Source organism: Pseudomonas sp. NPDC087185, from assembly GCF_044744955.1.
Taxonomy (GTDB): Bacteria; Pseudomonadota; Gammaproteobacteria; order Pseudomonadales; family Pseudomonadaceae; genus Aquipseudomonas.
On sequence record NZ_JBIUZK010000002.1, the window covers coordinates 56747 to 70806 of the forward strand.

At 63.9% G+C, this 14060-nt stretch carries 12 protein-coding genes; all 12 read left to right on the forward strand.

The window, feature by feature from the left end:
- Positions 1-36 precede the first annotated feature (36 nt).
- Positions 37-801, forward strand: a complete 765-nt coding sequence (locus ACIPIJ_RS05565) for a class I SAM-dependent methyltransferase (RefSeq protein WP_401073577.1) — start codon at positions 37-39, stop codon at positions 799-801.
- Positions 802-855: 54 nt separating this feature from the next.
- Complete coding sequence (leuB, locus tag ACIPIJ_RS05570) at positions 856-1938, forward strand: 3-isopropylmalate dehydrogenase (RefSeq protein ID WP_401073580.1); 1083 nt, start codon at positions 856-858, stop codon at positions 1936-1938.
- 63 nt (positions 1939-2001) lie between these two features.
- Positions 2002-3114 carry an aspartate-semialdehyde dehydrogenase gene (gene asd, locus ACIPIJ_RS05575; protein WP_401073583.1) on the forward strand — a complete coding sequence of 371 codons (1113 nt, stop codon included), beginning with the start codon at positions 2002-2004 and terminating at the stop codon, positions 3112-3114.
- Between the two features lie 139 nt (positions 3115-3253).
- Positions 3254-4258 carry an aspartate-semialdehyde dehydrogenase gene (locus ACIPIJ_RS05580; RefSeq protein WP_401073586.1) on the forward strand — a complete coding sequence of 335 codons (1005 nt, stop codon included), beginning with the start codon at positions 3254-3256 and terminating at the stop codon, positions 4256-4258.
- A 70-nt stretch (positions 4259-4328) separates the two neighbouring features.
- The gene (locus tag ACIPIJ_RS05585) at positions 4329-7052 is read left to right on the forward strand and encodes a FimV/HubP family polar landmark protein (RefSeq protein WP_401073589.1); all 2724 of its coding nucleotides are present in this window, start codon (positions 4329-4331) and stop codon (positions 7050-7052) included.
- A gap of 97 nt (positions 7053-7149) precedes the next feature.
- The gene (gene truA, locus ACIPIJ_RS05590; protein ID WP_401073592.1) at positions 7150-8001 is read left to right on the forward strand and encodes a tRNA pseudouridine(38-40) synthase TruA; all 852 of its coding nucleotides are present in this window, start codon (positions 7150-7152) and stop codon (positions 7999-8001) included.
- Between the two features lie 60 nt (positions 8002-8061).
- Positions 8062-8682, forward strand: coding sequence for a phosphoribosylanthranilate isomerase (locus ACIPIJ_RS05595; protein WP_401073594.1), 621 nt, complete (start codon positions 8062-8064; stop codon positions 8680-8682).
- Positions 8683-8905: 223 nt separating this feature from the next.
- Complete coding sequence (gene accD / locus ACIPIJ_RS05600; protein ID WP_401073597.1) at positions 8906-9799, forward strand: acetyl-CoA carboxylase, carboxyltransferase subunit beta; 894 nt, start codon at positions 8906-8908, stop codon at positions 9797-9799.
- Complete coding sequence (folC, locus tag ACIPIJ_RS05605; RefSeq protein ID WP_401073600.1) at positions 9799-11085, forward strand: bifunctional tetrahydrofolate synthase/dihydrofolate synthase; 1287 nt, start codon at positions 9799-9801, stop codon at positions 11083-11085. Before accD ends, folC begins: the two co-directional genes overlap by 1 nt.
- A gap of 4 nt (positions 11086-11089) precedes the next feature.
- Entirely contained in the window at positions 11090-11755 is a 666-nt protein-coding gene (locus tag ACIPIJ_RS05610; protein WP_401073603.1) for an SPOR domain-containing protein, read from the forward strand.
- Between the two features lie 183 nt (positions 11756-11938).
- Complete coding sequence (locus ACIPIJ_RS05615; protein WP_401073606.1) at positions 11939-12496, forward strand: CvpA family protein; 558 nt, start codon at positions 11939-11941, stop codon at positions 12494-12496.
- Between the two features lie 42 nt (positions 12497-12538).
- The gene (purF, locus tag ACIPIJ_RS05620) at positions 12539-14044 is read left to right on the forward strand and encodes an amidophosphoribosyltransferase (RefSeq protein WP_401073609.1); all 1506 of its coding nucleotides are present in this window, start codon (positions 12539-12541) and stop codon (positions 14042-14044) included.
- The last annotated feature ends 16 nt before the right edge of the window (positions 14045-14060 follow it).

A 14060-nucleotide genomic window follows, 5' to 3' on the forward strand; every position in this document is an offset into this window, starting at 1 on the left:
GGCAGTACAAGCAACCTGAAACCAGAGGGAAACACCATGACCAGCACCACCCACACCGATGTGGTCCAACGCCAGTTCGGCGAACAGGCCAGCGCCTACCTCAGCAGTGCGGTGCACGCCCAGGGCAGCGAATTTGCCCTGCTGCAGGCCGAGCTGGCAGGGCAGGGCGCGGCTCGCGTGCTGGACCTGGGCTGCGGTGCCGGTCATGTCAGCTTCCACGTTGCGCCGTTGGTGGCAGAGGTGGTCGCCTACGACCTGTCGCAGTCGATGCTCGATGTGGTGGCCAGCGCCGCCGCCGAGCGTGGCATGGGCAATATCACCACCGAGCGCGGCGCTGCCGAGCGCCTGCCGTTTGCCGATGCCTCGTTCGACTTCGTCTTCAGCCGCTATTCGGCGCACCACTGGAGCGACCTGGGTGTAGCCCTGCGCGAAGTGCGTCGGGTGCTGAAGCCGGGTGGGGTGGCCGCGTTCATCGACGTGATGTCGCCGGGCAGCCCGCTGCTCGACACTTACCTGCAGACAGTCGAAGTGCTACGCGACACCAGCCACGTACGCGATTATTCTGCCGCCGAGTGGCAGCGCCAGGTCAGCGAAGCCGGCCTGCATGCCCGCAGCCACACCCGTCAGCGCCTGCGCCTGGAGTGGGCTTCGTGGGTCGAGCGCATGCGCACACCCGAGCCGCTGCGCGTGGCTATTCGCCAGTTGCAGCACGCCATGGGCGAGGAAGTGCGGGAGTATTACCAGATCGAAGCCGATGGTTCGTTCAGCACCGATGTCATCGTGTTGTGGGCTGAGCGCTGAATATTTTACGGTGCGGCCGAGCTGGCCGCGCCGCTTGAATGGATAGAGGAAAGCATGAGCAAGCAGATTCTGATTCTCCCAGGTGATGGTATTGGCCCGGAAATCATGGCCGAGGCGGTCAAAGTGCTGGAACTGGCCAACGACAAGTTCCAGCTTGGCTTCAGCCTTGCGCATGACGTGATCGGCGGCGCTGCCATCGACAAGCACGGCGTGCCGCTGGCCGACGAGACCCTGGAGCGCGCGCGCCAGGCCGACGCCGTGCTGCTGGGCGCCGTGGGTGGCCCGAAGTGGGACAAGATCGAGCGTGACATCCGCCCAGAGCGCGGCCTGCTGAAAATCCGCTCGCAACTGGGCCTGTTCGCCAACCTGCGCCCGGCCATTCTCTACCCGCAACTGGCCGATGCCTCGTCGCTCAAGGCGGAAATCGTTTCAGGCCTGGACATCCTCATCGTGCGTGAGCTGACCGGTGGCATCTACTTCGGTGCACCGCGTGGCCAGCGTGAGCTGGAAGGCGGCGAGCGCCAGGCTTACGACACCTTGCCATACAGCGAAAGCGAAGTGCGCCGCATCGCCCGCGTCGGCTTCGACATGGCGCGCGTGCGCGGCAAGAAGCTCTGCTCGGTGGACAAGGCCAACGTCCTGGCCTCCAGCCAGTTGTGGCGTGAAGTGGTCGAGGAAGTGGCCAAGGACTACCCGGACGTCGAGCTGAGCCACATGTACGTCGACAACGCCGCCATGCAGCTGGTGCGTGCGCCCAAGCAGTTCGACGTGGTGGTGACCGACAACATGTTCGGTGACATCCTGTCGGATGAGGCTTCCATGCTGACCGGTTCCATCGGCATGCTGCCTTCGGCATCGCTGGACGCCAACAACAAGGGCATGTACGAGCCTTGCCACGGCTCGGCGCCAGACATCGCCGGCCAGGGCATCGCCAACCCGCTGGCGACCGTTCTGTCGGTGTCGATGATGCTGCGTTACAGCTTCAACGAGCACGCCGCGGCCGAGGCCATCGAGCAGGCGGTCAGCCTGGTGCTGGACCAGGGCTTGCGCACTGGTGACATCTGGTCGGCCGGTTGCACCAAAGTCGGTACGCAGGAAATGGGCGACGCAGTAGTCGCAGCGCTGCGGAATCTGTAATCTCTCTGGCCCGCCACCGTTTTTGGTCGGTGGCGGCCCACTTTTAGCAAAGGTGTAGTTGCGATGAAACGTGTAGGTCTGATCGGTTGGCGCGGCATGGTCGGTTCCGTGCTCATGCAGCGGATGCTGGAGGAGCAGGACTTCGACCTTATCGAGCCGGTGTTCTTCACCACCTCCAATGTCGGTGGCCAGGGCCCGAACGTGGGCAAGGATATTGCTCCGCTCAAGGACGCTTATTCGATTGAAGAACTCAAGACCCTCGACGTGATCCTGACCTGCCAGGGCGGCGACTACACCAACGAGGTCTTCCCCAAGCTGCGTGAAGCCGGCTGGCAGGGTTACTGGATCGATGCCGCCTCGTCGCTGCGCATGCAGGACGATGCCGTTATCGTGCTCGACCCGGTCAACCGCAAGGTGATCGACCAGCAGCTCGATGCCGGTACCAAGAACTACATCGGCGGCAACTGCACCGTCAGCCTGATGCTGATGGGCCTGGGTGGTCTGTTCGAAGCTGGCCTGGTCGAGTGGATGAGCGCCATGACCTACCAGGCGGCCTCCGGTGCCGGCGCGCAGAACATGCGGGAGCTGATCAAGCAGATGGGGGCTACCCACGCCGCCGTGGCCGATGACCTGGCCAACCCGGCTGCGGCCATCCTCGACATCGACCGCAAGGTTGCCGAGGCCATGCGCAGCGAAGCCTACCCGACCGAGAACTTCGGCGTGCCGCTGGCCGGCAGCCTGATCCCCTGGATCGACAAGGAACTGCCGAACGGCCAGAGCCGTGAAGAGTGGAAGGCCCAGGCCGAAACCAACAAGATCCTCGGTCGCTTCAAGAGCCCGATTCCGGTCGATGGCATCTGCGTGCGTATTGGCGCCATGCGCTGCCACAGCCAGGCACTGACCATCAAGCTGAACAAGGACGTGCCGCTGGCCGATATCGAAGGCATGATCAGCCAGCACAACCCATGGGTGAAGCTGGTGCCGAACCAGCGCGAAATCAGCATGCAGGAGCTGAGCCCGACCAACGTCACCGGTACCCTGAACATTCCGGTTGGCCGTCTGCGCAAGCTGAACATGGGTTCCCAGTACCTGGGTGCGTTCACCGTCGGCGACCAGCTGCTGTGGGGTGCTGCCGAGCCGCTGCGGCGCATGCTGCGGATCCTGCTGGAGCGTTGATCGTTCTGTGTCGATAAAAACCCGCGCTGGCAACAGCGCGGGTTTTTTTATGCCGGTCGGTGGATAAGGCCAGCACAGACAAAGCGGTACAATCCGAGTAAAGTGCCGCCCCCGCCGTTTCAGCATAAGGATCCCCTCCATGACCCAAGCCCTGGATATCGCCGTCGTTGGTGCCACCGGCAGTGTCGGTGAAACCCTCGTACAGATCCTCGAAGAACTGCATTTTCCGGTTGCGACCTTGCACTTGCTGGCCAGCATGGAGTCGGCGGGCAGTAGCGTGATGTTCGCTGGCAAGAAGATCAAGGTGCGCGAAGTCGACAGCTTCGACTTCGCCCAGGTCAAACTGGCCTTCTTCGCCGCCAGCCCCGCTGTCAGCCGCAGCTTTGCGAGCAAGGCGTATGCGGCCGGTTGCACGGTCATCGACCTGTCCGGCGGCCTGGATGACGCACTCGCCGTGGTGCCTGAGGCCAATGCCGACAGCATCGCCAACCTCCAGTTGCCGGCGCGGCTGGCCAGCCCAAGCTCTGCAGCGGTGGCCCTGGCCGTTGCGCTGGCGCCTCTCAAAGGCCTGCTGGGTATCGAGCGGGTGCAGGTCATGGCTGCCCTGGCGGTGTCTGCCCAGGGCCGCGAAGCGGTCAACGAGCTGGCCCGGCAGACCGCCGAGCTGCTCAATGCTCGCCCCCTGGAGCCGCGCTTCTTCGATCGCCAGGTGGCATTCAACCTGCTGGCCCAGGTCGGCGCAGTCGACGAGCAAGGCCACACCGGCCTGGAGCAGCGCCTGGTCAGCGAGCTGCGGGTACTGCTGAATCAGCCCGAACTGAAGATTTCCGTGACCTGCATTCAAGTCCCGGTGTTTTTCGGCGATAGCTTCAGTGTGGCGGTACAAAGCCGTAATCCGGTCGATCTGGGGGCGGTCAATGCCGCGCTGGAAGGCGCAGGCGGCGTCGAACTGGTCGAGCGCGATGATTATCCGACCCCGGTCGGTGACGCAGTAGGCCAAGACGTGGTCTATGTTGGTCGTGTACGCCGTGGTATCGACGAAGACCAGCAGCTCAACCTGTGGCTGACCACCGACAACCTGCGCAAGGGCGCCGCGCTCAACGCCGTGCAGGTGGCGCAATTGTTGATTAAACGCATGGCGTAAAAGATACTGGCGAGCAATTTTGTCCTACATCGCATGCGGTTTTGGGACGATTCATACAAGGGAAGAGGTCATGCTTCGAATTCGCAAACTGGTTCTGGCCATGGCGGCAGCGTCGGCGCTGTCGTCTGGCATGGCGAATGCCCTGGGGTTGGGTGAGCTGACGCTCAAGTCGGCGCAGAACCAGCCACTGGACGCCGAGATCGAATTGCTCGACGTGCGCGACCTCACCGCTGCCGAAGTGGCGCCGAGCCTGGCGCCGCCGGAAGAGTTCAGCAAGGCCGGGGTGAGTTATCCGACCTACCTCGAAGACCTCACCTTCACCCCGGTGATCAACCCCAACGGCAAGAGCGTGCTGCGGGTTACCTCCAGCCAGCCGCTGCCGGGTTCGGTGGTCAAGTTCCTGGTCCAGGTGATGTGGCCCCAGGGCCGCCTGCTGCGTGACTACAGCGTCCTGCTCGACCAGGCCAAGGCCCAAGGCGAGCAGCCTGGCGCGGCCAATGTCACGCCGGCCACCAGCAGTGCTGGCAGCTACACCACCAAGCGCCGGGATACCTTGTGGCAGATTGCTGCGCGCAATACCCAGGGTGGCGGCTCGGTGCAGCAGACCATGATCGCTATCCAGGCGCTGAACCCGGATGCGTTCATCGGTAACAACATCAACCAGCTGAAGGTTGGCCAGGTATTGCGCCTGCCTGATCAGCAGCAGGTGCAGAGCATCCCGCAGGGCGAGGCGAATCGCGAAGTGGCCGAGCAGTACGCGGCCTGGCGTGAAGGTCGCCGCCTGGGCCCGCGTGCGCGGCAGCTGGATGCTACCCGGCGGGGTGCCGCCGATGCGGCGCCGGAGCGTATCGCCCAGGGCGACAACCTGCGCCTGGTCAGCCCGGGCAACCAGGCAGGTGCCGGCGCCAAGGCGCTCAACGACAAATTGGCCGTGGCTCAGGAGAGCCTGGACACCAGCCGTCGTGACAATGATGAACTCAAGAGCCGGATGACCGACCTGCAGAGCCAGCTGGACAAGCTGCAGAAGTTGATCCAGCTGAAAAACGACCAGCTGGCGCGCCTGGAGGCACAGGGTGCCGCCGGTGATGCCGCGCCTGCCGCCACGGTGCCCGCCGAGCCGGCTCCGGCGCAGCCTGCTGACCCTGCCCAGGTGCCCCCTGTCGAGCCCGTCGTGACACCGGCGCCGGCGGCCGTCGACACCGCACCTGAAACTGTCGCCGCTGGCGAACATGCGCCGGTCGCGCAACAGCCAAGCGCGCTGGATGAGTTGTTGGGTAACCCGCTCTTGCTTGGCCTGATTGCAGGTTCGGCCATTCTTGTTTTGCTGCTCCTGATATTGCTGTTGCTCCGCAGGCGCAATGCCCAGCAGGAGGCCGAAAAGCACCTGCGCATGGCGCGTGCGCTGTCCGAGGAGGGCGAACGCAGCCCGGACCTCGACCTGCCTGCAAGCAGCTTCGATGAGCTGGATGTTTCGGCCCCGAGCGTGACCCTGTCGCCGGCGGTGGTAGCGGCTTCGGCTGCTGCGGCCACGGCTGCGGAAAAACCCGTCACGCCAGCCCCGGTTGCAGAACCGGTGGATGCCCAGGATCCGCACGCCGAGCTGTTGGCCCAAGTCGAACAGAGCCTGGCCCGCGGTCGCTTGAATCATGCGGCCGACTTGCTGGAAGCGGCTGTCGCGGCGCAGCCGGAGCATGACGGCTTGCGCCTGAAGCTGATGGAAGTGTATGCGCGCCAGGGTGATCACAGCGCCTTTGTCGAGCAAGAGCGCAAGTTGCCCGGTAACGATGACAACATCGCGCAGGTCAACGGGCTCAAGGAGCGTTTCCCGGCCATGCTGGGCATCGCTGCGGCGGGCCTGGGTGCTGCTGCACTGGCTGCCGAGCTAGATGAGCAATACGTGCAGGATCTGCTGCAGGATCAGCCGGAAACACCAGCGGCGGTGGAGCCTGAGGTGCAAGACGTTGCCGATGTCGAGCCAGAGCCACCGGTCGCCGTCGAGCCGGAAGCGGAGCCGGAGCCTGAGTTGACGCCTGAGCCGGAGGTCGAGCCCGCCGCTGAAGCCGTTACCGATGCGCCAGCCCTCGATGACAATGACCTGGACAGCGCATTCGACCTGAGCCTCGGCGACGATCTGCCGCTGGACGACCTCGAACCGCCCATGCTGGATGACGCCACCCTGGCGCAGCTGCAGGCAGAAGATGAGCCGGCTGCCACGGCTGACGAGCCACAAACCGACGCCGATGCCGATTTCGAGGCCTTGCTCGCCCAGGCCCAGGCCGAGCCACAGGGTGTCGACGATCTGGCCGACTTCGATCTGGATATTGGCGAGCCGAGCCTGCCTGAGGCAGGCACGGAAGAGCCGGTGGACGTTGCTGCCGAGTTGGCGGCATTCGACGCCATGCCGGCGTTCGATCCGATTTCCGAGCTCGAATTGCCAGAAGACTTCGACCTGTCGCTTTCGCTGGATGACCAGTCGCCGGCTGCGCAGAGCTTTGCCTCGGAGCTCAGTGACGTCAACGCCGAGCTGGACAAGTTGTCGCAGAACCTCGAATCACCGTCGCTGGAGCCGCATTTCACCGCTGCAGATGCGGCGCTGGAGCAGGAGCCACTGGACGACCTGGACTTCGACTTCTTCTCCGGCAGTGACGAAGTGGCCACCAAGCTCGACCTGGCGCGGGCCTACATCGACATGGGCGACCACCAGGGCGCGCGCGACATCCTCGACGAAGTGGTCAAGGATGGCGACGACACGCAGCGTCAGGAAGCCGAGGAGATGCTCTCCCGCCTGGTCTGAGGCAGGTAGCGGCACCACCAAGCCAACGGCAGCCCAACAAGGCTGCCGTTGTCGTTATAATCCCCGCCATTCCGTTTTTCCCACAGGTTTCACGCGCTTGGACATCATCGACACCGCCTCCGAATCGGCCGCCGCAGGCTTTACCCGCATTGCCCTGGGCGTGGAATACAAAGGCTCGCGCTACCGCGGCTGGCAGCGCCAGGCCAGCGGCGTGCCCAGTGTCCAGCAGGCGCTGGAGCAGGCCCTGTCGAAAGTGGCCAACGAGCCGATCAGCGTGCTCTGTGCCGGACGCACCGATGCTGGCGTGCACGGGTGCGGGCAGATCGTGCATTTCGACACCCGCGCCGTTCGCGATGAGCGCGCCTGGACCCTGGGCACCAACTTCAACCTGCCCCACGACATCAGTGTGGTCTGGTCGCGGCCGATGCCGGCGGACTTCCATGCGCGCTTCAAGGCCACCGCACGGCGCTATCGTTACGTCATCTACAACGACCCGATCCGCCCGGCGCACCTGGCCGAGGAGGTGACCTGGAACCACCGTCCGCTGGATGTCGAGCGCATGGCCGAGGCTGCCCAGTATCTGCTCGGCACCCATGACTTCAGCGCCTTCCGTGCCAGCCAGTGCCAGGCCAAGTCGCCGATCAAGCATATCCATCACCTGCGCGTGACCCGCCATGGCCAGATGATCGTGCTGGACGTGCGTGCCACCGCGTTCCTGCACCACATGGTGCGCAACATCGCCGGTGTGCTGATGACCATTGGTGCGGGCGAGCGCCCGGCGAGCTGGGCCCGTGAAGTGCTGGAAGGGCGCAACCGCCGTGAAGGTGGCGTGACGGCGCATCCTTACGGCCTGTACCTGGTGCAGGTGGAGTACCCGGAGGAATTCCAGCTGCCCCAGCGTTACATCGGCCCACACTTTCTAACCGGCTATGAAGCGTTGGCCGACTGACGGCTGAAAAGGCTTTTGCTACCATCGGGCCTTTCAGTGGTCTCCCAGGGTTTGCAGTCCATGAGCATCGTTCGCAGCAAGATCTGCGGGATTACCCGCATCGAAGACGCACTGGCCGCCGCCGAGGCGGGTGCCGATGCCATCGGTTTTGTGTTCTACGCCAAGAGCCCGCGTGCCGTGGATGTGCGTCAGGCGCGGGCGATCATTGCCGAGCTGCCGCCGTTCGTGACCACGGTCGGTTTGTTTGTCAACGCCTCGCGCTGCGACCTTGGCGAGATCCTCGAAGTGGTGCCGCTGGACCTGCTACAGTTCCACGGCGATGAAACCCCGGCCGATTGCGAGGGCTACCACCGCCCCTGGATCAAGGCGCTGCGGGTGCGCCCGGGTGACGATATCGAGGCGGCTTGCCAGCTTTACTCCGGCGCCCGTGGCATCCTGCTCGACACCTATGTTGCCGGCGTGCCTGGCGGTACCGGTGAGGCGTTCGACTGGTCGTTGGTGCCGGCACGGCTGAGCAAGCCGATCATTCTCGCCGGCGGGTTGTCTGCTGCCAACGTCGGCCAGGCCATCGCCCAGGTGCGGCCGTATGCGGTGGATGTCAGTGGTGGTGTGGAGCAGGCAAAAGGCATCAAGGACGCGGCGAAGATCGAAGCGTTCATGCAGGCGGTAAAACAGGCGTGATGCCAGATGTGACGGCTGGCTGCGCGCCATCGTCCATAGCTATCGCAGCCCTGCGGGGCGGCTGCCGGCGTGCCGGGCAGCCAAAGCACACATTGAAGACGGCGCGGTACGCTGGCAGCCCCGGTGGCCGAGTCGTCATCGTTTCATTGAAGAATTTGAGCTCAAAGGGCAGGGCAGCGCCGGCCAGACCGGTCCCCGCCTGCCAATACTGGAGAAATAGAGCATGAGCAACTGGTTAGTCGACAAACTGATCCCTTCGATCATGCGTTCCGAGGTGAAGAAGAGTTCGGTGCCAGAAGGCCTGTGGCACAAGTGCCCAGCCTGCGAGGCCGTGCTGTATCGTCCGGAGCTGGAAAAGACCCTGGATGTCTGCCCCAAGTGCAACCACCACATGCGCATCGGCGCACGTGCGCGCATCGACATCTTCCTCGACGCCGAAGGCCGTGCCGAACTGGGCGCCGAGCTGGAGCCGGTCGACCGCCTGAAGTTCCGTGACGGCAAGAAGTACAAGGACCGCCTGACCGGTGCGCAGAAGCAGACCGGCGAGAAAGATGCGCTGATCTCCATGAGCGGCACCCTGATGGGCATGCCGATCGTGGTCAGCGCCTTCGAGTTCTCCTTCATGGGTGGCTCGATGGGTGCCATCGTCGGTGAGCGCTTCGTGCGCGCCGCCAACTATGCCCTGGAAAACCGCTGCCCGATGATCTGCTTCTCGGCCTCCGGTGGCGCCCGTATGCAGGAAGCGCTGATCTCGCTGATGCAGATGGCCAAGACCTCGGCTGTGCTGGCGCGCCTGCGTGAAGAAGGCATCCCGTTCATCTCCGTGCTGACCGACCCGGTTTACGGCGGTGTTTCCGCCAGCCTGGCAATGCTCGGCGACGTCATCGTCGGTGAGCCGAAGGCGCTGATTGGTTTCGCCGGCCCGCGCGTGATCGAGCAGACCGTGCGCGAAAAACTGCCGGAAGGCTTCCAGCGCAGCGAGTTCCTGCTGGAGCACGGCGCCATCGACCTGATCATCTCGCGTGGCGAGCTGCGTCCACGCCTGGCGCGCCTGCTGGCACAGATGACCGGTCAGGAAACCCCTGAGCAGGCACGTGAGGCCGTTGCGGTCGCGTGATGAAAGAAAGAACCCTGGGCGAATGGCTCGCCTACCTCGAGCAACTGCACCCGTCGGCCATCGACATGGGGCTGGAACGTTCGCAACAGGTGCTTGCCCGGCTGGCGCTGGGCAAGCTGGCGCCGCGGGTGGTGACGGTCACCGGCACCAACGGCAAGGGCTCGACCTGCGCCTTCGTGGCGTCGCTGTTGCGTGCCCAGGGGCTCAAGGTTGGCGTGTACAGCTCCCCCCACCTGCTGCGCTACAACGAACGGGTGCTGATCGAAGGCCATGAGGCCAGTGATGAGCAACTGTGCGAAGCCTTCGCCGCCGTCGAGGCGGCGCGGGGCGAGACTTCCCTGACCTACTTCGAAATGGGCACCCTGGCGGCATTCTGGCTGTTCCATCGGTCCGCGCTGGATGCCGTGGTGCTCGAAGTGGGCCTTGGTGGCCGTCTGGACACCGTGAACGTGGTCGATGCCGATCTGGCACTGGTTACCAGCATCGGCGTCGACCATGTCGATTACCTGGGCGACACCCGCGAGCTGGTGGCCTTTGAAAAGGCCGGTATCTTCCGCCCGGGCAAGCCTGCGCTGTGTGGTGACCTGGATCCGCCTCAGCCGCTGCTGGACAAGGCGCTTGAACTGACGGCGCCATTGTTCTTGCGTGGCCGGGATTTCGATCTGGTCAGCGTCGAAAATGCCTGGCACTGGCGTGGCACCTCAGCCGATGGCGCGTCGGTAGAACTGCGCGATCTGCCGTTGCTCGACCTGCCGATGGAAAACGCCACCCTGGCGCTGCAGGCCTACCTGCTGATGGGCTTGCGCTGGAATGCCGGGCAGGTTCGCCAGGCGTTGCTCGACACCCGTATCACCGGGCGCCTGGACCGTCGCACGGTCAACTGGCAAGGCAAGCGCGTGGAGCTTCTGCTGGATGTGGGGCATAACCCCCATGCGGCAGAGTACCTGGCGCGTCGCCTGTCGGCGCGACCGCGCAATGGTCGCCGCCTGGCGGTCTTCGGTCTGCTCGCCGACAAGGACCTGGCAGGCGTCCTCGAGCCCTTGAGGGGGCTGGTCGACGATTGGGCGGTAACCCCGTTGCAATCGCCACGCAGCCGTCCGGCCGGCGAGCTTGCGGATGCCTTGACGAACTGCGGCGCCGCGGTGAAGTCTTATGCCAGTGTCGACGCCGCCCTCGAAGGGCAATGCGCGCAGGCGACGGCAGATGACCAGATCCTGCTGTTCGGTTCGTTTTTCTGTGTCGCCGAGGCCCTGGAATGGCTGGAGCGGCATGCCCTGGAGGGGTGAGTAGATGGCAGTGCTGGATAAAGGGATGAAACAGCGCATGGTGGGTGCGTTGGTGCTGGTGGCACTGGCGGTGATCTTCTTGCCGATGCTGTTCAGCCGCGAGGACGAGATGCGCCAGGTGCGCGTCGAGGCCCCGCAGGCCCCGGCGATGCCGAGCCTGCCTGAAGTCAAGGTGGAGCCGGTTGCGGTGCCCGAGCCTCAAGCCCTGCCTGAAGAGTCGCAGCAGCCGCCGGTGGTGATTGATGAGTCCACCGCGCCGGTCACTACGCCCAGCCAGCCGATCACGCCATCGCCGCAGACTCAGGCGCAGGTGCAGCCCAAGCCGCAGACGCCGGTGCCAACGCCCGCGGCCAAGGTTGAAACGCGCCCGGCTACGACGGCTGCGCCCGCGGCTACCGCCAGTGCGCCGTCGAAAGTCGACGTCAATGGCTTGCCGGTGAGCTGGTCCATCCAGCTGGCCAGCCTGTCCAATCGTGCCGGTGCCGAAAGCCTGCAGAATACGTTGCGTAGCCAGGGCTACAACGCCTACATCCGTTCGGCCGGTGGCATGAACCGTGTGTATGTCGGGCCATTGATCGAGCGTGCCGAGGCTGAGCGAGTGCGCGATGCGATCAACCGCAAGCAGAACCTGAAGGGTTTCGTGGTGCGCTTCCAGCCGGAGCGTGGTTGACGCTTGGTGCGGATCGCTGCGGCGTTGCTGTCACTGGCTTTTCTTGACTTCAGGGTCCACGAAAAGCCTGTGGCAGCAGGCTCGCGCCGTAAATGAAGCGCTGCCAAACGACCTGACATTCTGCTTACCCACAGCCCTTTGCTCTGGTAAAATGCGCCGCCTCAAACGTCTGCAGGCAGCACCGTGGCATTTACCTGGGTTGATTGGGCGATCATCGCGATCATCGCCGTTTCCACACTGATCAGTCTCAAGCGCGGCTTCGTCAAGGAAGCCTTGTCACTGCTCATCTGGATCATTGCTGGCGCAGTCGCCTGGATGTTCGGCGGGTCGCTCTCGGTGTACCTTGAAAGCTATATCCAGACCCCGTCGATGCGCATCATCGCCGGCTGCGCCATTCTGTTCGTCGCCACCCTGCTGGTGGGGGCAATGGTCAATTTCCTCGTCGGCGAGCTGATCCGCGTGACCGGGTTGTCCGGTACCGATCGCTTTCTCGGCATGGCCTTCGGCGCCGCGCGCGGTGGCTTGCTGGTGGTTGTGGCCATCGGCCTGCTCAGCCTGGGGCCGGTGCAACAGGATCCCTGGTGGCAGGAATCTCGCCTGATACCACAATTTCTATTGGTCGCTGACTGGTCCAAAAACCTGATTCTGGGTTTCTCCAGCCAGTGGATGTCCAGTGGGATGATCAGCACTCCGGCTGATCTTCCGTTCAAGGAACAGTTGCTCGGGCCTGCAAAGCCTTGAGCGCTATTCACTCAAGTTTCATCAAAGTAGGGGTTGCGTCGCATGTGTGGCATCGTCGGTATCGTCGGTAAGTCGAACGTCAATCAGGCGCTGTATGACGCGCTTACGGTCCTCCAGCACCGCGGCCAGGACGCTGCCGGTATCGTGACCAGCCACGACGGCCGGTTGTTCCTGCGCAAGGATAATGGCCTGGTGCGCGATGTCTTCCAGCAGCGCCACATGCAGCGCCTGGTCGGCCACATGGGCATCGGCCACGTTCGCTACCCGACTGCGGGCAGCTCGACCTCGGCCGAGGCCCAGCCGTTCTATGTCAACTCGCCGTACGGCATCACCCTGGCGCACAACGGGAACCTGACCAACGTCGAGCAGTTGGCCAAGGAGATCTACGAGTCCGACCTCCGTCACGTCAACACCAACTCCGACTCGGAAGTGCTGTTGAACGTGTTCGCCCATGAATTGGCAGTGCGCGGCAAGCTGCAGCCGACCGAAGAAGATGTGTTCGCCGCGGTTTCCCACGTGCACAGCCGTTGCGTTGGCGGTTACGCGGTGGTGGCAATGGTCACCGGCTACGGCATCGTCGGTTTCCGCGACCCGAACGGCATCCGCCCGGTGGTGTTCGGCCAGCGTCACACCGACGAAGGCGTCGAGTACATGATCGCCTCGGAAAGCGTTGCCCTGGACGTGCTCGGCTTCACCCTGATCCGCGACCTGGCGCCGGGCGAAGCGGTGTACATCACTGAAGAAGGCCAGCTGTACACCAAGCAGTGCGCCGAGAGCCCTAAGCTGCAGCCGTGCATCTTCGAGCACGTGTACCTGGCGCGCCCGGACTCGATCATCGACGGCATTTCGGTGTACAAGGCACGTCTGCGCATGGGCGAGAAACTCGCCGAGAAGATCATGCGTGAGCGCCCGGAGCATGACATCGACGTGGTCATCCCGATCCCGGACACCAGCCGTACCGCCGCGCTGGAGCTGGCCAACCGCCTGGGCGTGAAGTTTCGCGAAGGTTTCGTCAAGAACCGCTACATCGGCCGTACCTTCATCATGCCCGGCCAGGCTGCGCGCAAGAAATCGGTACGCCAGAAGCTCAACGCCATCGAGTTGGAGTTCCGCGGCAAGAACGTGATGCTGGTCGACGATTCGATCGTGCGTGGCACCACTTGCAAGCAGATCATCCAGATGGCCCGCGAAGCCGGCGCGAAAAACGTCTACTTCTGCTCCGCAGCCCCTGCAGTACGTTACCCCAACGTCTACGGCATCGACATGCCGAGCGCTCACGAACTGATCGCCCACAACCGTACCACCGAACAGGTGGCCGAGTTGATCGGCGCCGACTGGCTGGTCTACCAGGACCTGCCTGACCTGATCGAATCGGTCGGTGGCGGCAAGATCAAGATCGAGCACTTCGATTGCGCGGTGTTCAACGGTGAGTACGTCACCGGCGACATCGACGAAGCCTACCTCGACCGTATCGAGCAGGCCCGTAATGACCTGGCCAAGGTGAAGACCCAGGCGGTCAGCGCGATCATCGACCTCTACAACAACTGATTCAGGGAGTGGCGGC